17 protein-coding genes are annotated in these 20,484 nt (G+C 51.9%); 6 read left to right on the forward strand and 11 right to left on the reverse strand.

Annotated features, from left to right (window positions below; all coding sequences use genetic code 11):
- The first annotated feature begins 74 nt into the window (after window positions 1-74).
- The gene (locus tag NL510_RS01140) at window positions 75-875 is read left to right on the forward strand and encodes a glycosyltransferase family 2 protein (protein ID WP_253380915.1); all 801 of its coding nucleotides are present in this window, start codon (window positions 75-77) and stop codon (window positions 873-875) included.
- On the opposite strand, the gene NL510_RS01145 is transcribed toward NL510_RS01140, so the two are convergent.
- From NL510_RS01145 to gpmM, 3 genes are read right to left on the reverse strand one after another with little or no spacing between them, the layout of a single operon-like run.
- Window positions 876-1,808: a divergent polysaccharide deacetylase family protein gene (locus NL510_RS01145; protein ID WP_253380917.1), complete on the reverse strand. Its 933-nt coding sequence runs from the start codon at window positions 1,806-1,808 to the stop codon at window positions 876-878. It abuts the gene before it with no gap.
- A 3-nt stretch (window positions 1,809-1,811) separates the two neighbouring features.
- Window positions 1,812-3,071: a murein hydrolase activator EnvC gene (gene envC / locus NL510_RS01150; protein ID WP_253384700.1), complete on the reverse strand. Its 1,260-nt coding sequence runs from the start codon at window positions 3,069-3,071 to the stop codon at window positions 1,812-1,814.
- Window positions 3,072-3,104: 33 nt separating this feature from the next.
- Window positions 3,105-4,649: a 2,3-bisphosphoglycerate-independent phosphoglycerate mutase gene (gene gpmM / locus NL510_RS01155; RefSeq protein WP_253380919.1), complete on the reverse strand. Its 1,545-nt coding sequence runs from the start codon at window positions 4,647-4,649 to the stop codon at window positions 3,105-3,107.
- Between the two features lie 248 nt (window positions 4,650-4,897).
- Here gpmM and NL510_RS01160 point away from each other — a divergent pair, with 248 nt between their 5' ends.
- The 5 genes from NL510_RS01160 (at window position 4,898) to cysE (ending at window position 8,009) form a co-directional block, all read left to right on the forward strand.
- Window positions 4,898-5,329: a rhodanese-like domain-containing protein gene (locus NL510_RS01160; RefSeq protein ID WP_253380921.1), complete on the forward strand. Its 432-nt coding sequence runs from the start codon at window positions 4,898-4,900 to the stop codon at window positions 5,327-5,329.
- An 11-nt stretch (window positions 5,330-5,340) separates the two neighbouring features.
- The gene (gene grxC, locus NL510_RS01165) at window positions 5,341-5,592 is read left to right on the forward strand and encodes a glutaredoxin 3 (protein WP_253380923.1); all 252 of its coding nucleotides are present in this window, start codon (window positions 5,341-5,343) and stop codon (window positions 5,590-5,592) included.
- 32 nt (window positions 5,593-5,624) lie between these two features.
- Window positions 5,625-6,092, forward strand: coding sequence for a protein-export chaperone SecB (gene secB / locus NL510_RS01170; protein WP_253380925.1), 468 nt, complete (start codon window positions 5,625-5,627; stop codon window positions 6,090-6,092).
- Window positions 6,092-7,111 (forward strand): NAD(P)H-dependent glycerol-3-phosphate dehydrogenase, encoded by a 1,020-nt coding sequence (gene gpsA / locus NL510_RS01175; RefSeq protein WP_253380927.1) that lies wholly within the window; start codon window positions 6,092-6,094, stop codon window positions 7,109-7,111. The genes secB and gpsA overlap by 1 nt, the downstream gene beginning before the upstream one ends.
- Window positions 7,112-7,187: 76 nt before the next feature.
- Window positions 7,188-8,009 (forward strand): serine O-acetyltransferase, encoded by an 822-nt coding sequence (gene cysE / locus NL510_RS01180; RefSeq protein ID WP_253380929.1) that lies wholly within the window; start codon window positions 7,188-7,190, stop codon window positions 8,007-8,009.
- On the opposite strand, the gene trmL is transcribed toward cysE, so the two are convergent.
- The 8 genes from trmL to mtlD all read right to left on the reverse strand — a co-directional run bounded on the left by trmL (window position 8,006) and on the right by mtlD (window position 20,413).
- On the reverse strand, window positions 8,006-8,479 hold the full coding sequence (gene trmL / locus NL510_RS01185; RefSeq protein ID WP_253380931.1) for a tRNA (uridine(34)/cytosine(34)/5-carboxymethylaminomethyluridine(34)-2'-O)-methyltransferase TrmL: 474 nt from the start codon (window positions 8,477-8,479) through the stop codon (window positions 8,006-8,008). The genes cysE and trmL overlap by 4 nt on opposite strands.
- 55 nt (window positions 8,480-8,534) lie before the next feature.
- Entirely contained in the window at window positions 8,535-9,722 is a 1,188-nt protein-coding gene (lldD, locus tag NL510_RS01190; RefSeq protein ID WP_253380933.1) for an FMN-dependent L-lactate dehydrogenase LldD, read from the reverse strand.
- On the reverse strand, window positions 9,719-10,492 hold the full coding sequence (gene lldR / locus NL510_RS01195) for a transcriptional regulator LldR (RefSeq protein ID WP_253380935.1): 774 nt from the start codon (window positions 10,490-10,492) through the stop codon (window positions 9,719-9,721). The genes lldD and lldR overlap by 4 nt, the downstream gene beginning before the upstream one ends.
- Window positions 10,489-12,144 (reverse strand): L-lactate permease, encoded by a 1,656-nt coding sequence (gene lldP / locus NL510_RS01200; protein ID WP_253380937.1) that lies wholly within the window; start codon window positions 12,142-12,144, stop codon window positions 10,489-10,491. Before lldP ends, lldR begins: the two co-directional genes overlap by 4 nt.
- 279 nt (window positions 12,145-12,423) lie before the next feature.
- Window positions 12,424-17,991, reverse strand: a complete 5,568-nt coding sequence (locus NL510_RS01205) for a DUF3320 domain-containing protein (protein WP_253380939.1) — start codon at window positions 17,989-17,991, stop codon at window positions 12,424-12,426.
- 266 nt (window positions 17,992-18,257) lie between these two features.
- A complete protein-coding gene (locus NL510_RS01210) occupies window positions 18,258-18,620 on the reverse strand; it encodes a YibL family ribosome-associated protein (protein WP_253380941.1) in 363 nt (120 codons plus the stop codon).
- Between the two features lie 57 nt (window positions 18,621-18,677).
- Complete coding sequence (gene mtlR, locus NL510_RS01215) at window positions 18,678-19,268, reverse strand: mannitol operon repressor MtlR (RefSeq protein ID WP_253380943.1); 591 nt, start codon at window positions 19,266-19,268, stop codon at window positions 18,678-18,680.
- Window positions 19,265-20,413 (reverse strand): mannitol-1-phosphate 5-dehydrogenase, encoded by a 1,149-nt coding sequence (gene mtlD / locus NL510_RS01220; protein ID WP_494546342.1) that lies wholly within the window; start codon window positions 20,411-20,413, stop codon window positions 19,265-19,267. Before mtlD ends, mtlR begins: the two co-directional genes overlap by 4 nt.
- Window positions 20,414-20,484 lie beyond the last annotated feature (71 nt).

Below are 20,484 nucleotides of genomic sequence, written 5' to 3' on the forward strand. Positions count from 1 at the left end.
GCAGTGACAATGATGGTGGCTGGCGCTATCTTACGCTTATTATCAGCGAATGAATATCTCGAGTGGGAGATAACATGTTCAGGCTCACTGTATGTCTTTTGACATACAACTCTGCACGTTTATTACGTGACGTATTAACGCCTTTAATGCGCATTGCAGATGAGATAATTGTTATTGATTCTGGTAGTACGGATGACACATTATCTATTCATGAAGAATATGGAATTACTCCAATATATAACCCATACACTATGCACGGTGAGCAGATGAATATGGCTATTTCGCATGCCTCTAATGATTGGGTGTTATGTATGGATAGCGACGAAATACTCGATGACGAGACGCTAAAGTATATTCTCAGGTTAAAATCTGGAGATGAACCGCCTGCAGACAGAGGCTGGTGCTTATCGCGTTACTGGTATGTCTTAGGTGAGCAAACCCGAACCCTCTATCCCATTTCCTCCCCGGATTACCCCTTGAGGTTGTTTAATCGTCATCATGTCAGGTTTAATCACCGCCCCGTGGATGATAAAGCGACAGGAGCCGCGCAGGTTACGCGGATACCGGGCCACGTACGACACGATACCTTCTATTCTCTGCATGAAGTGTTCAGTAAATTAAATATTTACACAACCCGAGTGGTGAAATATCAGAATCTCCGGCCTCCAATCGCACGTGGCGTAGCCAGCGCAGTGGGTGCTTTTTTCAAATGGTACCTGTTTAGCGGTGCGTGGCGAAGGGGAAAAGTCGGGGCCGTTACGGGGCTTTATGCGACGCTATACAGCTTTATGAAATATTTCAAAGCCTGGTATCAACATCAGGATAAACGAGAGTCGGCAGCCCGGGAGCGTACCGACTCTCATCTTATAGACTAGCTAGCTTTTCTTGCCCCAGCCCTGCCACTGATGCTGAAAATACTGCACCAGGGTGCTTTGATTCACGCTTTCGCTAAGCACGGCAAAGAACCGGGTGGCATATACCGGCTCCGGTGCGAGCTTCGCTTTACAGAGCCTGACCCCTGTGAAGGGATTTCGCGGCTGCGTTGAAGGTGGCTGAGAACTGCCGGGACGAGACGTATCGACCTGCGGTTCGTTGAGTAGGTCGCTCGGACGTACCAGCGTGATATCCGAAGGTAGTGTCGGCAGCATTTGTTGCAGAACGCGAACGGTCGAGGGATGAGGGTGGCCGATTGCAATCGCCGAGCCATTGCGGCGCGCCAGCTGCACTGCGCGATTAAACTGCTTGCGAATGTCGGCGTCGTTCTGGGTATCATCCAGGAACACCTTGCGCTTAATCACCTTCACGCCGGTCCCCTGAGCTGCACGCATCGCCTGGCTGTTGCCGATGGTCATGCTGTCAAGGAAATAGAGATTATAACGTTCCAGCGACTGCATCACTTTTAGCATACCGTACAGGCTGGACGTCATCGCGCTGCCCATGTGGTTGTTCAGCCCCACGGCATACGGCACTTTGTTATACGCGTCGCTGATGATGCGATCGATCTCATCGCTGCTCATCTCCGGGCGCAGGGTGTCTTTTTCCAGCGGCTGCTTGCTGATCGGCGCCATTGGCAGATGGATAAGCACCTCATGCCCGCTGTTGTGGGCTTTGGTCGCCATCTCACGGGCGTGCGGGGCATTAGGCAGAACAGCGACAGAGATGGCCGGCGGCAGGGCCAGCACCTGATTTTCGTAGTGTGGACGATAACCAAAGTCATCAATCACGATGGCGAGTTTGCCTGCGTATACCGGTGCAGCCAGCGCCAGTGCGCTGGCGACGGAGAGCATAATTCGACGAAATTGAAGCAAAACTTATCTTCCCAACCACGGCTGTGGATTGACCGCCTGACCCTGGCGACGAATTTCGAAATAGAGTGACGGGCGGCCCTGACCGCCACTGCTGCCCACAAGGGCGATGGGTTGGCCTGCGCGCACCTGAGTGCCCACGCTGACCAGCGCGCTCTGGTTGTAGCCATAAAGACTCATATCGCCTTTACCGTGCTCTACCACCACCACAAGCCCGTAGCCCTGCAGCCAGTCGGCCAGGATCACGCGGCCATCGGCAATGGCTTTCACTTCGCTACCCTCAGACGCGCCGATAACTATCCCTTTCCAACGTAGTTCACCCTGCAGCTGTTCGCCATAGCGATGCAGAATTGACCCACGAACGGGCCAGAAAGCCTGACCGCGAGGCGCGCCTAAACCGCCGGTACGCGATATCAGGGAGCGTTCGCTTTCACTTGGCTTATAGGTGGTGCCTTTACGAGAGGCTTCCTGCTGCTTGTTGCGAACGGCCTGCGCCTCACGCGCTTCTTTTTCGGCACGCGCTTTAGCCGCGGCTTGCGCACGGGCAATACTGTTGCGCAGCTTCGCTTCGTTGGCGCGCATTTCGCTCAGCTGGCTTTGGCCTGCCTGGATGGAGGATTCAAGGCCTGAAAGGGTTTTCTTACGCTCGTTGCGCGCCTGCTCAAGCTTTGCCTGCTGGGCCTGCTGCTCGTAGAGCAGTGTCTGCTGCTGGCTCTGCTTCTCTTCCAGCTCGGCTTTCTGGCTGGCGACCTCTTCACGCGTCTGTTTTAGCTGGGCGATAGTCTCCTGACGCGCCTGGTTCAGGTAGCCAAAGTAGGCCTGCAGGCGCTGCCCGCGCTGGCTCTCTTCGCCGCTGAGGATCAATTGAAGGCCCGTGTGTTCACCCTGGCGGAACGCGGCATCAAGCTGTGCGGAAAGGTTACGTTCCTGGGCGTCGCGCTGGCGCTCGAGTCTGGCAATCGACGCGTTCATCTCATCGATCTGCTTATTCAACTGTGCGAGGGTATTTTGCGTTTCACGCAGATTTCGCGTGGCGGCGGAGATTGCCTCTTCCTGCTTTTTCAACTGGGCCAGAAGCGAGGCGCGTTGCTGTTGTTGCTGGCGAACCACACGCTCTTTGGCGGCGATATCGGCCTGAATAGATTTTAGCTGGTCGCGATCGTCCGCATGAGCGGATGCGGCGCACAGCAATACGCCAGCGCTGAGTGCGCTGGCGCAAAGCAGGGGCCTGACTGATAACCTAAGCGGCTTCACGACCCATGTGATTGAAAAATTCGCCTTTCCCCTCATGGGGAGCGATTATTCCACGATGAACAGCGGCTTACCAGTCATCTCTTCAGGGATTGGCATACCCATCAGCGTCAACATGGTTGGCGCGATGTCGGAAAGCTTACCGCCTTCCACTGCTTTCAATGATTTATCACCAATATAAATCAGTGGAACCGGCAGGTTGGTGTGGGCGGTGTGCGCCTGGCCGGTGGCCGGGTCACGCATTTGCTCCGCATTGCCGTGGTCAGCGGTAATCAACAGCTGACCGCCAACGGATGCCACCGCTTTCGCCACCTGCTCAACGCAGTGATCCAGCGCTTCAACAGCTTTGACTGCGGCTTCCATCACGCCGGTATGGCCGACCATATCACCGTTAGGGTAGTTACAAATGATGGTGTCGTACTTGCCGCTTTCGATTGCCGCGACCAGTTTTTCTGTCAGTTCGGCAGAGCTCATTTCGGGCTGCAGATCGTAGGTTGCAACTTTCGGCGAGTTGATCAGAATGCGGTCTTCGCCTTTGAACGACTCTTCAACACCGCCGTTGAAGAAGAAGGTCACGTGCGCGTATTTCTCGGTTTCGGAGATTCGCAACTGTGTTTTATCGTTTTTCGCTATCCACTCGCCGAAGGTGTTAGTCAGTGACGCGGGTGGGTATGCGCAAGGTACCGGGATATCTGCGGCGTATTCGGTCAACTGTATAAAATCGAGATTGACCCCTTTCTTACGGGTAAAACCGTCGAAATCGCTGTTCACGAATGCACGGGTAATTTCACGCGCGCGGTCAGCACGGAAGTTCATGAAAATCAGCGCATCGCCATCTTCCATTGCGGCATCGGCCTGACCTTGCGCGCGAATCACGGTCGCTTTGACGAATTCGTCATTTTCTTCACGCGCGTAAGCGGCTTCCAGACCTTCCACGGCGGTGGCGAACTGGAACTCACCTTTTGCCAGCGTCAACAGGTCATAGGCTTGTTCAACGCGATCCCAGCGGTTGTCGCGGTCCATGGCGTAGTAACGGCCAATGATGGAGGCCACCCGGCCCTTGCCCAGCGCGGCAAATTTGTCATCAAAGGCTTTGAGTGAACCTTCTGCGCTGCGAGGTGGAGTATCGCGACCATCAAGGAAAGCATGCAGATAGATTTTTTCAGCGCCGCGTTCCGCTGCCAGTTCAACCATCGCCATGATGTGATCCTGGTGGCTGTGAACCCCGCCCGCAGAGAGCAGGCCCATAATGTGCACCGCTTTACCTGCACCAACGGCTTTATCTACCGCACCACACAGAATCGGGTTGCGAAAGAACGTGCGTTCTTTGATCTCAACGTCCAGACGGGTAAGGTCCTGATACACGATACGGCCCGCGCCCAGGTTTACATGGCCCACTTCGGAGTTGCCCATCTGACGATCCGGCAGACCCACTTCCAGGCCAGATGCATCAATCAGAGTATGGGGACGTGTTGCCCATAGCGCATCCATAACCGGAGTTTTGGCGTTGAAAATAGCGTTATCCTGGCTATCTTCACGGTAGCCATAGCCATCCAGAATCACCAGTACCATAGGTTTTTTAGAAACTGACATTGCGACAACCTCATGCTCAAGAGACGAAAAATAGGCGTAATTTTACTATAGCTGAATCGATATAATAGCCGCAGAAGATCAAAGAATACGCAGGGACAAGGGCGGCCACTGACGATTTTGCGTCTTTTTTTTCGTGGCATGCCGCATAAAATGGATTAGCTTATTGTCGCTGGCTGTATTTGCCACAACGCACAGGTATACTCTTGTCCTGGTTTTTTTAATCACTTAGTCGGGAGTTGTTACCCTCCATGCAAGAAATTATGCAATTTGTAAGCCGCCACCCGGTTCTGAGCATCGCGTGGATTGGCCTGCTGGCCGCAGTGCTTTTCACCACCTTTAAAGGCCTGACGTCTAAGATTAAGGTGATCACCCGTGGCGAGGCCACGCGGCTGATCAACAAAGAAGACGCCGTAGTAGTCGATCTGCGTCAGCGCGACGATTTCCGCAAAGGTCACATTGCAGGCGCTATCAACCTGCTGCCGGCTGAAATCAAAGCAAACAATCTTGGTGAGCTGGATAAGCATAAAGCTCAGCCGATTATCGTGGTTGACGGGACCGGGATGCAGGCGCAGGAGTCCGCTAACGCTCTGCATAAAGCCGGTTTCGAAAACGTAACCGTACTGAAAGAAGGTATTTCCGGCTGGAGCGGGGAAAACCTTCCGCTGGTGCGGGGTAAATAAGGAGTGCAGTGATGGCCAATATTGAAATCTACACCAAAGCGACCTGCCCGTTCTGCCATCGCGCGAAAGCGCTGCTGAACAGCAAAGGCGTAACCTTCCAGGAACTGCCGATCGATGGTGACGCGATCAAGCGCGAAGAGATGATTCAACGTAGTGGTCGTACGACGGTTCCGCAGATTTTCGTTGATGCGCAGCACATTGGTGGCTGCGATGACTTGTATGCGCTCGACGCCCGTGGTGGACTCGATCCACTGCTGCGCTAAGAGACTTTAGGACAATTAAAAAGGGTTTTTCCATGTCAGAACAAAACAACACCGAAATGACTTTCCAGATCCAGCGCATCTATACCAAAGATGTTTCTTACGAAGCGCCAAATGCGCCACACGTTTTCCAGAAAGATTGGCAGCCAGAGGTTAAACTTGATCTGGATACCGCATCCACCCAACTGGCAGATGATGTGTATGAAGTCGTATTGCGCGTGACCGTTACCGCTTCTCTGGGCGAAGAGACTGCATTCCTGTGCGAAGTACAGCAGGGCGGCATCTTCTCCATCGGCGGCATCGAAGGCAACCAGATGGCGCATTGCCTGGGTGCATACTGCCCGAACATCCTGTTCCCGTATGCGCGTGAATGCATCACCAACCTGGTTTCTCGCGGTACATTCCCGCAACTGAACCTTGCGCCAGTTAACTTTGATGCGCTGTTCATGAACTATCTGCAGCAGCAGTCTGGCGAAGGTGCCGAACAACATCAGGATGCCTGATGAGCATTGTTAATGCGTCAATGACTGTGATCGGTGCCGGTTCTTACGGCACCGCTCTTGCCATCACGCTGGCAAGAAATGGTCACGAGGTGGTCCTTTGGGGCCACGATCCTAAACATATCGCCACGTTGCAACACGACCGCTGCAACGTGGCGTTTCTTCCGGACGTTCCGTTCCCTGACTCTCTGCATCTGGAAAGCGATCTCACGGCTGCCCTGGCGGCCAGCCGTAACATTCTGATTGTGGTGCCGAGCCACGTGTTTGGCCAGGTGTTACATCAGATTAAGCCGCTGATGCGGGCGGATGCGCGCATTGTATGGGCGACGAAAGGGCTGGAGGCGGAAACCGGGCGCCTGTTACAGGATGTGGCCCGCGAAGCGCTGGGCGATACCATTCCGCTGGCGGTGATTTCCGGGCCGACGTTTGCCAAAGAACTCGCTGCGGGCCTGCCGACCGCCATTTCACTGGCATCGACCGACCAGACTTTCTCTGACGACCTTCAGCACCTGCTGCATTGCGGCAAAAGCTTCCGCGTCTACAGTAATCCCGATTTTATCGGCGTGCAGCTAGGCGGGGCGGTGAAAAACGTGATTGCGATTGGTGCCGGGATGTCCGACGGTATCGGTTTTGGCGCGAATGCGCGCACTGCGTTGATCACCCGTGGGCTGACAGAAATGTCCCGCCTGGGGGCGGCGTTGGGTGCCGATCCCGAGACCTTTATGGGGATGGCGGGACTGGGCGATCTGGTGTTGACCTGTACCGACAACCAGTCGCGTAACCGCCGTTTTGGCATGATGCTCGGACTGGGCAGCGATGTGCAAAGCGCGCAGGAGAATATTGGTCAGGTGGTTGAAGGCTACCGCAATACCAAAGAAGTTCGCGAATTGGCGCACCGTTTTGGTGTCGAAATGCCAATAACCGAGGAAATTTATCAGGTACTGTATTGCGGAAAAAATGCGCGCGAGGCAGCATTGACCTTATTGGGTCGCGCCCGCAAGGACGAGCGCAGCAGCAACTAACCGAGAACACTCGTCACCTGAATGACCCAGCCAGCGCAGAACTGGCTGGTCATTATATTATCGTCTGGAGCAAGCAATGCCGTGTGAAGAACTGGATATCGTCTGGAACAATATTAAAGCTGAAGCCCGGGCTTTGGCCGACTGCGAGCCTATGCTGGCCAGTTTTTACCACGCGACGCTACTCAAGCACGAAGACCTCGGCAGCGCCCTGAGCTATATGCTCGCCAACAAGCTGGCCTCATCAATTATGCCTGCTATCGCCATTCGTGAAGTAGTGGAAGAGGCCTATGCCGCTGACCCGGAAATGATCGCCTCCGCCGCCTGTGACATTCAGGCCGTGCGCACGCGCGACCCGGCGGTGGACAAGTACTCTACGCCGCTGCTGTATCTAAAGGGGTTTCATGCGCTTCAGGCTTACCGCATTGGTCACTGGTTATGGAATGAAGGCCGCCGCGCGCTGGCTATCTTCCTGCAAAACCAGGTTTCGGTGACCTTCCAGGTTGACATCCACCCGGCGGCGAAAATTGGTCGCGGGATCATGCTCGATCACGCCACCGGAATTGTTGTGGGTGAAACGGCGGTGATTGAAGATGACGTGTCTATCCTGCAATCGGTCACGCTGGGCGGTACCGGTAAAACCAGCGGCGACCGCCATCCTAAAATTCGTGAAGGGGTGATGATTGGCGCAGGCGCCAAGATCCTCGGCAACATCGAAGTTGGACGTGGGGCGAAGATTGGGGCGGGTTCAGTTGTACTGCAGCCGGTTCCTCCGCACACCACCGCCGCTGGCGTTCCGGCGCGTATCGTCGGCAAGCCAGGCAGCGAAAAACCGTCAATGGATATGGATCAGCACTTCAACGGCATTCACCATACGTTCGAATACGGTGACGGTATTTAACGTCTAAGAATGGCGCCAGGATAACCTGACTGACGCCAGGCTTCATACACCACCACCGATACCGCATTTGAAAGGTTCATGCTCCGGCTATCCGGCATCATAGGGATCCGTATTTTCTGCTCAGCGGGCAGGGCGTCCAAAATGGTCGCTGGCAGGCCGCGTGTTTCCGGGCCAAACATCAGATAATCATCGTCCTGATAGCTTACCGCGCTGTGTGCAGGCGTGCCTTTGGTGGTCAGAGCAAAGATGCGCTGCGGTTTTTCGGCTTCCAGGAAAGTGGAATAATCGTGATGGCGAACCACTGCCGTAAATTCATGATAATCCAGCCCCGCACGGCGTAGACGCTTGTCGTCCCACGTAAAGCCCATTGGCTCAATGATATGCAGTCGAAAGCCGGTGTTAGCGCACAGGCGGATGATGTTGCCGGTATTCGGCGGAATTTCTGGTTCGAATAAGACGATGTTAAGCATGCAGCCCCCTTAAAAAACGGGGGCAGCATACCACCCCCTTTCACCAAAGGGGAGACTAAGCCGCATCCCCCTGCGCCAGCGGTGCCAGCGCCGCAGGAATTTTACTCAACTCTTGTACCAGCGAATCTTTACTGATTCCACCAATTGTTTTTGCCCCGGTCAGCGTCATCGCCACTTTCATCTCTTTTTCGATCAGGTTCAGCAGATTTGCCACTCCCGCCTGGCCGTATGTCGCCAGCGCGTAAAGGTACGCTCGGCCCAGCAGCACCGTGTCCGCGCCGAGCGCAATCATGCGTACCACGTCCAGTCCGTTACGAATGCCGCTGTCGGCCAGAATGGCGATATCGCCTTTCACCGCATCGGCTATCGCAGGCAGGGCGCGCGCAGAGGAAAGTACACCATCGAGCTGGCGCCCGCCGTGGTTCGACACTACGATCCCATCCGCGCCAAAGCGCACCGCGTCGCGCGCGTCTTCCGGATCGAGGATCCCCTTGATCACCATCGGGCCATCCCAATATTCGCGGATCCACTCCAGGTCTTTCCACGAAATCGACGGATCGAAGTTATTCGCCAGCCAGCCGATGTAATCTTCCAGGCCCGTCGGTTTACCAAGATAAGCCGAGATATTCCCCAGATCGTGCGGACGACCGTTAACGCCCACGTCCCACGCCCACTGCGGGTGCGTCACCGCCTGCCAGTAACGACGCATCGCCGCATTGGCACCGCTCATGCCGGAGTGCGCATCACGGTAGCGCGCGCCCGGGGTGGGCATATCGACGGTAAACACCAGCGTTGAACAGCCTGCCGCTTTGGCGCGCTCAAGCGCATTGCGCATAAAGCCGCGATCGCGCAGGACATACAGCTGGAACCACATCGGGCGCTTTATCGTCGGCGCGACTTCTTCAATTGGGCAGACGGAAACCGTGGAGAGAGTGAACGGAATGCCTTTGGCATCCGCCGCTGCAGCTGCCTGGACTTCGCCCCGACGGGCATACATGCCGCACAGGCCGACAGGCGCGAGCGCCACCGGCATGGAGAGCGTTTCGTTAAACAGCCTTGTCTCAAGGCTCAGGTCGGACATATTTTTCAGCACCCGCTGGCGCAGGGCCACGTTCGAGAGATCTTCTACGTTACGACGCAGGGTATGTTCGGCATAGGCGCCGCCGTCGATATAGTGGAACAGGAACGGCGGCAAAATACGCTGCGCCGCGGCGCGATAGTCACTGGCTGCGGAAATAATCATGCTTTTTTCTCCCAGGAAGTCTCGTTGTCGCCGGGCAGACGGGTTATGCGCGCCTGCCGGGCCTGATCTTCATCGAATTGTTTAATGGTGGTGTGAACGAACCCCAGATGCGTCATCATGGCTTTGCGCGCGGCATCGGCATCAGCCGTCAGAATGGCGTTGAGCACCGCCTCGTGCTGCTCGGTCAGCCGGGCAAAGACCGGTGGGACCAGATACATACGCTGGCGGCTCTGTTTGACGGAGGATTGCAGCAGGTCAAAGAAGCCGCGCATGGTCTGGAGCAGAACCACGTTGTGCGATGCTTCGGCAATCGCCAGGTGAAAACGCACGTCCGCCTGTGAGGCGATATCCGGGTTGCTGCTTTGCGTGGCCTCGAAGCAGGCTCTGAGCTTCTCTTTATCGGCTTCTGTCGCCCGCATCGCTGCATGCCAGGCTGTACTGGTTTCAATAGCGTGACGCGCTTCAAGGATATCGAAGCTGTAATCAGGGTCGTTCTCCATCAGGGACTTGAGCGGCTGGATAATGTTTTGCTCTGACCACTCATCATGTTGCCAGCGGACAAAGGTGCCGCCGCCGCGACGGCTCAGCAGTACCCCTTCGTTGGCAAGCGTCGCCAGCGCCTCGCGCAGTGAATTTCGCGACACGCCAAGCTGGGCGGCAAGCTGGCGTTCGGCGGGCAATTTCATGCCTGCTTCCAGATTTTGTTCTTCAATTAGCGCCCGAACGCGAGTGGCTATCTCGTCGGACAGGCGTCTGGGCATCACTATCATGGAATCATCCAGGTTAAGACATAGGCCTGCAGGGTGGTTATCACCCCCACCATGCAGGTAAATATCAGGCTGTGTTTAACGGTAAAGCGAAACAGATCCGACTCTTTCCCCACCAGACCCACCGCCGCACAGGCAATGGCGATGGATTGTGGAGAGATCATTTTGCCGGTCACGCCGCCGGTGGTATTCGCGGCCACGAGCAGCACGTCCGAGACGCCAATTTGCTGAGCGGCTGTCGCCTGAAGTGCGGCAAAAAGGGCATTAGACGAGGTATCCGAACCGGTCAGGAACACCCCCAGCCAGCCGAGGAACGGCGAGAAGAAGGTAAACGCGTGGCCGGTATGCGCCAGCGCCAGCGCCAGGGTTGACGACAGGCCGGAGTAGTTCGAAATAAAAGCAAACGCCAGCACCATGCCGATGGAATAGATCGGCAGCATCAGCTCTTTAAGGGTAGCCACAAAAGTCTGGACCGCGGCGGCAGGCTTCATGCGCAGCCACACCACAGAAAGGAGGGCGGCAAACAGGATGGCGGTACCGGTTGCGGAGAACCAGTCGAACTTGAACACAGCCGCATAGGGCGTGGCGTCATGCACGACTGGCGGCATACGGGCGATCATCTTGTCGAGGAACGGCACAGGGATGTTAATTACCATGTCGTACAGCGCCCCCCCAGGGGCAAATAGCGCTTTAAACGGGGGGATGCTCCACAGCGTAACGGTTGCGGTCAGGAACAGGAACGGTGACCAGGCACGAACGACTTGTCCGACGGTATAACCGGTGCGGGCCAGAGTCTGATCGACATGCGAAGCGCCCATATCGGCAAAACGGAAGATGCGTACCGGCTTCCAGCGTTTCAGGAACAGCGTCAGGCAGACCAGCGAAACCAGGGAGGAGATAATGTCTGGCAGCTCAGGGCCGAGGAAGTTAGAGCTGAGATACTGGGCAACCGCGAACGAGCCACCTGCGACCATTACCGCAGGCCAGGTCTCTTTCACGCCGCGCCAGCCGTCCATAATCGCCATGATCCAGAACAGTACAATAATGGTCAGGAACGGCAACTGACGACCGACCATCTGGCCTATTTCAAAGCTGTCCAGCCCGGTGACTTGTCCGGCGACCAGAATCGGAATGCCCATCGCGCCGAAGGCCACCGGGGCGGTATTGACAATCAGGCACAGTCCCGCGGCATACAGCGGGTTAAAACCCAGGCCAACCAGCAGTGCTGCCGTTATGGCTACCGGCGCACCAAAACCTGCCGCCCCTTCAAGAAATGCCCCGAAGGAGAAGCCGACAATCAGCATCTGCAAACGCTGGTCCGGCGTGATAGAGAGGATTGACGAGCGAATGATGTCGAACTGTCCGGTTTTCACCGAGATTTTGTAGACAAATACTGCGGCGATGATTATCCACGCTATCGGCCACAGGCCGTAGAAGAAGCCGTACACAACGGACGCCAGTGCGCGGTCGACCGGCATTTTGTAGAACAACAGCGCGACCATCAGAGCAATGGCAACGGTGTAAGTCGCCGCCAGGTAGCCTTTCAACTTGAGCTTAATCAGCGCGAAAAAGAAAAACAGGATCGGAAGCGATGCGATCAGGCTCGATAGCCAAATATTCCCGGCCGGATCGTAATTTTGTTGCCAGAGGCTCATGCAGGTCTCCTGGGGACCACACGGACTGCGTTGCGGTGAGTCTGTGCTCATCTCTGCGTCACGGTCAGTGTAAAAGTGGTCCTGCCAATATTGTGATGTAGGGTTAATGACAACGAATGGTTAACCAAATGTTATTTTTGGGCAATGGCTTTGTGATTTGGAATGATGAAAGTGTGAACCAGGGAAGGGTTGATTGGTGGATTGGTTGGGCCAATTTGAGCGGGGCTTGATGGTCATATTGACAAGCCCCGGAATAGCGGTTAGTTCAAAAACGTTCACTCAAACAACGTTTTGAATTTCTTCTGATTCTTCTACCATTATGAGACCATCATTTTGTTTGAGTTGCTTATTTTTAATCTGTTGCTCAATAACTTCCGAAATAACACGCCTAAGAACACTGCTGGTTGATTTGAAACCAAGCATTCTGGATACGGCTAAAATAATCTCATCTTCTGTTGCCCCCAGACTGGTTCTGACAATTTCTATTGCCCCAGCCGCGATTTCTCCTGGAGCGATCAGTTCAGGTTTACGTAAACCCGCAGACAAAACATTCTGCCTGTTTCTTAGCCTAATCACTGAACCTGAATGGAAGAAGAAGCTATTGTCTTCGTAAATATTGCCTTTCTTACAGGCCATTTGAGCGGCTTGACCGACGACGCTTTCAATGCGAGCCCCTGCTCGCTGTAATCCCCATGCTGAACGAAGACGTGTAATAATTTCGTTCATATGAATTGGCGATTCTGTGAAGACAATTTTTTCAATCATATCTGCAAGTATACCCGTTGGTGTTTCATGCAATGCATATGAAAGATTGGCTTCAGGCTTGGCTTCTTCATAATTAACATACTGGTCATTCGCGGAATGGGTTCGATCTAAGCCAACTTCAATAACATCTTCTCGTTCAACCGTGACGATACCTACAGGAACGGCACGCGAGCGTCCCGATAAATATTCCGCTCTGCTATTAAGCTCTATTTTTGCATTATCAATGGCATTGATTACTCTTTGCAGTTGCTCCTCAGGTCTTTGGAACCAATCGGTACTCCAGATTCGGTGTATAATCCATCCGTGGTCTTCAAGAACGGCCTGACGGAGACGGTCGCGTTCTCGGGCAGAACGGGAGGAATGATAAGCGCTTCCATCGCATTCAATGCCCAGCAGATAACGACCCGGTAATTCAGGATCGGCGATTGCTAAATCGATAAAGAAGCCCGCAATCCCCACTTGCGGATGTACTTGATAGCCTCTGGCCTGGAGAGCAGAAGCGACTTGCTCTTCGAATACGCTGTCCATAGGGCGACCAGAAGGGGTGGACATTGATAACCGACCAGTGCGGGCGTATCGAAGGAAGAGTTTAAATGCCAGAACGCCAACCCCTTTGACACGCTCAATATCGATATCTTCGTCAGTGATTGAGGCAAAAACCTCACAGCGACGTTTAGCTCGGCTGATCAGAACATTCAGGCGACGCTCACCGCCCTGTGATCCTAATGGCCCAAATCGCATTGCGAGATAGCCTTGTTTGTTTCGTGCATATCCCACTGAAATCATTATCACATCACGTTCATCACCCTGAATATTCTCCAGGTTTTTGATGAAGAATGGCTCGCCAGGGTGAGCGTTAAAGAAATCTTCATATTGCGGGTTTAAACGACGGAGTAGTTCTAATTCATCCTGAATAGCTTTACGTTGTGAAACGGAGAATGTTGCAACTCCCAAGGACAGCTCTGGATTTAGTTGAACATGCTCAAGGATTGCAGTGGCAATTTTCTTAGCTTCGATAGGATTGGCATTACCTGCACCTGATTCAAAAACACCGTCTTCAACATAATGGAATCGTAGCCCCATGCCTGCTTCTTCGGTATATGGGCTAGGAACGATAAACAATTTATTCTCGTAAAACTGGCTGTTTGAAACTGCAATCAGCGATTGGTGTCTGCTACGATAATGCCAGCGTAGCATTCTTTGTGGTAAACCTCGTGCAACAAATAATCCAAGAATACTTTCAATATCAGCAACCTGGGTTGCATCATCATCGTTATCATCATTGCTAGCTTCAGTCATACGAGAGAAGAAACTCGTGGGCGGCAATTGACGTTCATCACCAACGACGACGACTTGCTGGCACCGCGCAATTGCGCCAATGGCATCGACGGGTTGTATCTGGCTGGCTTCATCCATTACAAGTAAATCAAATGTTTGCTTTCCTGGTATCAGAAATTGTGCGACAGAAAGCGGGCTCATCATCATGACGGGTTTCAGCGCCTGAATTGCAGGACCTGCCTTAAGCATTAACTGGCGGATAGGCATGTGACCTCTTTTCCTCGCCATTTCAGCTCGCAATACTCCTACGGGACCCGCAGCTCCGATTTTCGAAGGGATACGGCGATGATGCGCGCGGGCAACTTCAAGGCTTGAGGTTTTAATGCGACGTAGATCCATTTCGGCAAAGTGATTCACTTTTCGGGTATGCAACTCACCATCAAAACGTGAAAGGGAAGGCGTCTGCTTAGCCATTTGACTAAATAGCGATTCATAATAGGTATATTCGGCGGCACTGTAGCAAACGGAAAGAGATAAGCGACCATCCTCAAGTCTCTCTACAACTTCAGAAAGGCCCTGCTCATTAGCCTGGTTAAGTCTGTGCTGCCAGGCAACCCATTTCGAAAGTTGTTCAGCATTCTCAATCCATGATGTTAGCTTGTTTATTACGCTATCCATTCGTAGGCGATTATCATCTGATGGGAAGAGCAGGTCAGAGGTGGATTTTAGTTCGTTGGTCAGAGTATCTAATTCCTCCATAATGGATGAACTTGCCGATAAAATCTTGTTGGCAGAGGCCAGAAGTTCAGTACGATCGTTAATGGTCGCGCAAATGAAGCGTAGATCTCCGTGTTTTTCCATCCATGCATGATCGCGACGTAGCCCCTGCCAATCAGATAGGCTGCTAAGCCATTCACTACCAAATGCTTTACTCCCCAATTCCGATTGGGATTCAATTACCGACTTTTGATGCTGAAGATTGATAATTTTGTTAATAAGCTCCAGACGTTCACCCGGCTGGTCTGCGGGAACTTTTATTATCTGATGAGACATTGAATCGATACGATCGAGTTTTTGAACCATCGCTTCAGTGAAACCCAATGGAACGCGCTTAATTGAATAATGGTTATCAAACCAAGAATCCACAGTAGAGCCAAATGATTTCCAGAGTAGTTCAAGCTCAATACTGGCTTTATTAAGAAGCTGTTCAAGATGATGGTTAAGATGCTTTACCGTATCACGATCTGACAGTTGGCTCGCAAGGATACGCGCTTCAGACCCGACATCTTTAAGCGTAGCCATCCATTCAACTAACGCTTTTAAGGTATCGCTTTCACTGTTTTCCCCACGCCAGTGCGAACCAAACGCGCTAGCACCAAATTCGCTACTGTTTGCGATTTTTTTCCGTAATGTTTGAGCCTGAATAACGTTATCTAAAAGTTCAATTTGCTGCTGTACGGGTTGGCTTGAATCTCGAATCAGAGTGCGGACAAGTGCATGCGAACGGCGCCACTCGCCGCTCATAATTTTAAATACTCCAGTGTGTATCGCGAGGTTATGTCGAATTTGTGTTAGCTCTGTATCCCATACAGCATCAGATATATGGGGATCTATTTTCTGGGGTAGTGAATGTAAAGTAGCAATAGAATCCACCAGATCCATGGCTTGTTCAACGCCGTGTTCCCATACTGAAGCAATGAAAGCTTGGGGACTTGCATCAGGTGCATCCGCAACGCGTGAACTGAGTGCGATTAGATTTTTGATTTCCTGAGGTGTTTGATAAAGAGATTCCGTACCCAATTCTTTAGTCAGATTTGCCACTGCTGCAGAGATTTGTGGTACTAGCGTTAGCAGTGTTCTTGCTGCGGCAAAACCCTCAGGCAACAGGTTCGAAGGTATAGTTTGCAGCTCATCACGAAGTTGCAAAAGTGGGGTATCAAACTGATCGTCGTGAATAAGATTTTTGATCTCTTCAAAATTAATCAGATATGACGTGCCCTGTTCGGTAAGAGCTTTTATTTCGAAGAGCGCAGTAGACCATATAGGGCTTATTAATGATGCCTCTTCAAATTTTGGTGCCTGATAAACCTGTTCTGCAATTTCAACAATTTTTTCTACTTCACTGAAGCGGATCGGCTCAGGGGTTACGCCTACGCGCACAGCAATAGCCACTATTGCAGTTTGAAATTCATAGACATCATTCAATAAGGCATTCATTTTTGGCACCAGCCGATCAAGTTCACCAGGCAAAATTGATTCTCGTTTTACGCCATTCCAGGGATGAATGTGTGGTAGCCCAATGTCTTCTATTCGTTCGACAAGCTCTTTGACGAGATCTAAACGTTTAATCAGGTCGTTATTAGTCCATTCTTCGAAACCATGAAGATGGAAGTCTGTTGGCGTTTGTCCATTTTGACGTAATCGTACTAACTGCCCAATCACCTGATAAGGGCTTAAACCTGAAGGGATATACATTTTGTGAAGTTGGACAGGATGAGCATTCAGCGAATCACGGGCTTCTGTTAAGTTCTCAATCAATTCATCAGGGTATTCGCCACGTGGAGAGCCTAACTCCCATACTCGCTTTAGCTCTTCCAGTAATATCCTTTTATTAGCCTTGTTGCTATGAAGCTCAAGGCAAGCATCCCCCACGCCAGTTTGGTCTAAACGTCGTTTTACGACTTCCAGTGCGGCCATTTTTTCAGCAACAAAAAGCACTGTTTTACCATCAGCAATGGCCGAGGCAATAATATTAGCGATTGTTTGTGATTTACCGGTTCCGGGAGGTCCCTGGATTACAAGGTTTCTACCTTTTCTGACTTCATGGATAGCTAATGTTTGAGAACTATCGCTGTCCATTATATGGAGCATATCTTTTGGCATTATGATGGGATCGATAGGACTGTCTTCAGAAAGAAGCCCATCGCTTTCGTCAAACCCCTCTTCCATCAACGCACGTATAAGGTACTTTGAGGTAATTGCTTCGTTACCGGGCCAATTGGCAGGATCTAAATCGCGATACATTAGAAATTTAGAGAATGAGAACAGTCCCAGGATAATATCGTTAGACTTAACCTCCCAGTCGGGCTTCAATGTTATAGCTTGTTTGATAGCATTAAAGTAATCACTCACGTTTATTTCATCGCTATCACCAGGTTGCAGTTCTGGCAGGGTAATATGATGCACACGCTCAAGAAAAGCGTCTAATGAGAGATTAGGGATAATGTCTTCTTGCCGTGCTTTTAATTTAAACCTCTCACCAGCATTTCCTCGTTCCAGGCTAACGGGCACGAGTATTAACGGTGCATAACGAATATTTCCTTTGTTAGCCGGATCGACCCATTTCAGTGTTCCCAGGGCAAGGAAAAGTATGTTTGCACCTTGTTCTTCTTCCAGCGTTTTTGAGTCGTGATACAAATCGAGTAAACGACTCTGCAAACCTTTAGGTGTTAGACGGGTCTGAAGTTTTGTATCAAAGTGCTGTGACTTAGCTTCAGGGCTAGTTTCATCAAATTGATATATAAATCTTTTTTCGTCAGTCGAATCTTCTTCTGAATCGATATTTTCTTCTTTACCTGACTTACCATGAAGGAATGTGAAGGTCTTTTTTTCATTAAAGAGAAGGTCATAGATTAGCTCAGAACGTTCATCAATCACCTCCAGAAAACGGGTGTTTTTAGACCGGGGGATGTTCAGCAGGCGGTTCCTTGCCCCTAAGTCAAGGAGTTCAGCCCTGGCTTTTTCAAGTTTTTGTTCCAACGAAAGGGCGCTATTCTGGAAGGTTGAGCTCTCAGTAGAATTCATAAAATTTATAACCTAATGCAATGACAAACCATCAGGCCAGAGAAAATATACTATATTTCAATGGCATGCCGTGTGTATTAATTTAGATTCGAAAGAAATGAATATCCACTCTACTCTCATGCAAGAGAATTGTGAATCTATCAAATTTCGATATTACATGTTTACATTCATTCAGTGGAGATTGGGTTTGTTGCATATATAAAAGCCCAATACATTTATATGATGAATGTATTGGGCTTAAGTTGATGGGGCCTAAGTTAAATTGATTAGAACGCCGTCCTACAAAAACCCGTCATCTCTTTCAGGCCCATTTCGCGGCCAAGTTCGGTCATTGGGTGCACCACCACCAGGCCACGGACGCTTTTCTTCAGCTTGCCCATATCAGCCTGCTCTTTTTTGGTGATGGCGCGACGGTGCGGCATATCCATCAGCTTCTGCGCTTCTTTGCTGAGCTTCTGGCCTTTGACGTCGCGCAGACGCTCAATCTCCGTTTCCAGCGTTGCCGCCTCTTTCTCAAGCTCGGCATACTTCTCAGCGGAATCCACCAGTGAGAGACCCGCCATCTGGTGGCGGATCAGATCCAGGCGGTCGCTCAGGCGTTTAATTTCATTCTTTTCGACTTCTTTCATGACAAATGACTCTGAATCGGGGGAATTTACAGGAAGGATACACCAATGTGAGCAGGCTTACTTCTGAAACGCTTTTTTTAAGCTGATTCGGGAAATCAGCTCAGTCAGGGAAAGAACCATTGTCGAACGGACAACCTGTTGATAGCGCTGCTTTTGCATGGCGTAAAGCTCTGGGTCGCTGCTATCAAAACGGGGAGCAGGAGGCAGTGCGCTAACGCAATGCAACTCACCGAAGGGACCTAAAATTTCATCGTCGGTAAAGGAATACTCATTACCGTCATGATTGAGCTCCTCGCGTAGCGCCATCAACAGTTCAGCGTCTTCGTACTCTGACCTGTTTAGTACGCCGAGACCATAAATCAGCTTCAGACGTACTGATAAATCGCCCAGCGGTCCGTCTCCGTCCAGTAACGGTTCTACAGCATATTTTACCGCATAGTCGTCTTTGCGAAACACCTGAAGCACCAGAATATTCACTGCCTCGGTTAATAGTTCGACGGCAGCAATCAGGAAGCTTCGTACGGTTTTGCCAGCATTCAGACGCTCAAGCACACGATTTTCAAAGGCCTGGGTTTGTTCCATTATTGCCTGCATATCTGACAATCTGTTATCTGGGCGCAGGATAACCTGCGCCGCATTCTGCATCATTTGGTTGCGTGATAAGCAGTTACCGCCTCCACAACCACGCTACTGTTGGCATCCAGACCGGAAATCTGCGCCAGTGCGGCCTGCGGGCCTTGATCGTCAATCAACTGAGCCAGTTCCAGCGCTTGCGGATCTTGCTCGCTGCGGTAGTGCATCGCGGCGGCAATTCCTTTTACCAGGTTAGCGTGCGGCAGGCCGTATTCCAGCGTACCCAGCAGCGGCTTAATCAGGCGATCGCCTGCGCTTAGCTTACGCAGCGGCTGACGACCCACGCGCTCAACATCATCTTTCAGATACGGGTTTTCAAAACGACCGAGGATTTTGTGGATGTACGCCGCATGTTTTTCTGCATCAAAACCGTAGCGTTTGACAAGCACCGCGCCGCTCTCTTCCATGGCCCCTTTTACCACCGCGCGGATCTTCTCATCGAGAATAGCGTCACGAATGGTCTGATGACTGGCCAATTTTCCGAGGTACGCGGTTATAGCATGACCCGTGTTCAGCGTGAAGAGTTTACGTTCGACAAATGCCATCAGGTTATCCGTTAACTCCATACCCGTGATGGCCGGCAGGTCGCCTTTAAATTGGGTTTTGTCCACGATCCACTCGCTGAACGTTTCCACAGTCACTTCCAGCGGGTCATGGGTGGAGGATTCTGACGGAGGAACGATACGGTCGACGGCGGAATCAACAAAGCCGACATGTGCTTCCACCCAGGCTTTATCTTCATCGGCGACGGCCGCCAGCACGTGGCCTTTCAACTGCGTCGTACCGCGCACCATGTTTTCACAGGCGATAATGTTCAGCGGCGTGTCGTTCCCTTGTGCCTTACGTTTTGCCAGCCCTTTTGCCAGCGCAGGGGCGATGCGTTCAAGTACCACTGGACCAACGGCCGTGGTGATAAGGTCTACGTTAGTGATGAGGTCAATAACCTCGTCGCTAATGCTACTCACTGCGTTAACGCCTGATACGGTGTCGACCTGCTCGTTTTCTCCCACCACATGCACCTGGTAGCTATGACGGGCATTCAGGGCATCCAGGACCACCTGATTCACATCGGCGAATGTCAGCGTAATGCCCGCGTCAGCCAGCAGTTTGCCGATAAAGCCACGACCAATGTTACCTGCGCCAAAATGTAATGCTTTCATAGAGTTAACCTTAATCAATGTTTTTACCCGAGAGGGCTGGGGTGAGGAACTGTCTCCCCTCACCCTAGCCC

The organism is unidentified bacterial endosymbiont (assembly GCF_918797525.1).
Lineage (GTDB): Bacteria > Pseudomonadota > Gammaproteobacteria > Enterobacterales > Enterobacteriaceae > Enterobacter.

Bases quoted from the DNA above. Each gene is read 5' to 3' on its own strand.
- NL510_RS01140 (WP_253380915.1), top strand. From the start codon at position 75: ATGTTCAGGCTCACTGTATGTCTTTTGACATACAACTCTGCACGTTTA.
- gpmM (WP_253380919.1), bottom strand. From the start codon at position 4,649: ATGTCAGTTTCTAAAAAACCTATGGTACTGGTGATTCTGGATGGCTAT.
- NL510_RS01160 (WP_253380921.1), top strand. From the start codon at position 4,898: ATGCAAGAAATTATGCAATTTGTAAGCCGCCACCCGGTTCTGAGCATC.
- grxC (WP_253380923.1), top strand. From the start codon at position 5,341: ATGGCCAATATTGAAATCTACACCAAAGCGACCTGCCCGTTCTGCCAT.
- secB (WP_253380925.1), top strand. From the start codon at position 5,625: ATGTCAGAACAAAACAACACCGAAATGACTTTCCAGATCCAGCGCATC.
- gpsA (WP_253380927.1), top strand. From the start codon at position 6,092: ATGAGCATTGTTAATGCGTCAATGACTGTGATCGGTGCCGGTTCTTAC.
- cysE (WP_253380929.1), top strand. From the start codon at position 7,188: ATGCCGTGTGAAGAACTGGATATCGTCTGGAACAATATTAAAGCTGAA.
- trmL (WP_253380931.1), bottom strand. From the start codon at position 8,479: ATGCTTAACATCGTCTTATTCGAACCAGAAATTCCGCCGAATACCGGC.
- lldD (WP_253380933.1), bottom strand. From the start codon at position 9,722: ATGATTATTTCCGCAGCCAGTGACTATCGCGCCGCGGCGCAGCGTATT.
- lldR (WP_253380935.1), bottom strand. From the start codon at position 10,492: ATGATAGTGATGCCCAGACGCCTGTCCGACGAGATAGCCACTCGCGTT.
- lldP (WP_253380937.1), bottom strand. From the start codon at position 12,144: ATGAGCCTCTGGCAACAAAATTACGATCCGGCCGGGAATATTTGGCTA.
- NL510_RS01205 (WP_253380939.1), bottom strand. From the start codon at position 17,991: ATGAATTCTACTGAGAGCTCAACCTTCCAGAATAGCGCCCTTTCGTTG.
- NL510_RS01210 (WP_253380941.1), bottom strand. From the start codon at position 18,620: ATGAAAGAAGTCGAAAAGAATGAAATTAAACGCCTGAGCGACCGCCTG.
- mtlR (WP_253380943.1), bottom strand. From the start codon at position 19,268: ATGATGCAGAATGCGGCGCAGGTTATCCTGCGCCCAGATAACAGATTG.
- mtlD (WP_494546342.1), bottom strand. From the start codon at position 20,413: ATGAAAGCATTACATTTTGGCGCAGGTAACATTGGTCGTGGCTTTATC.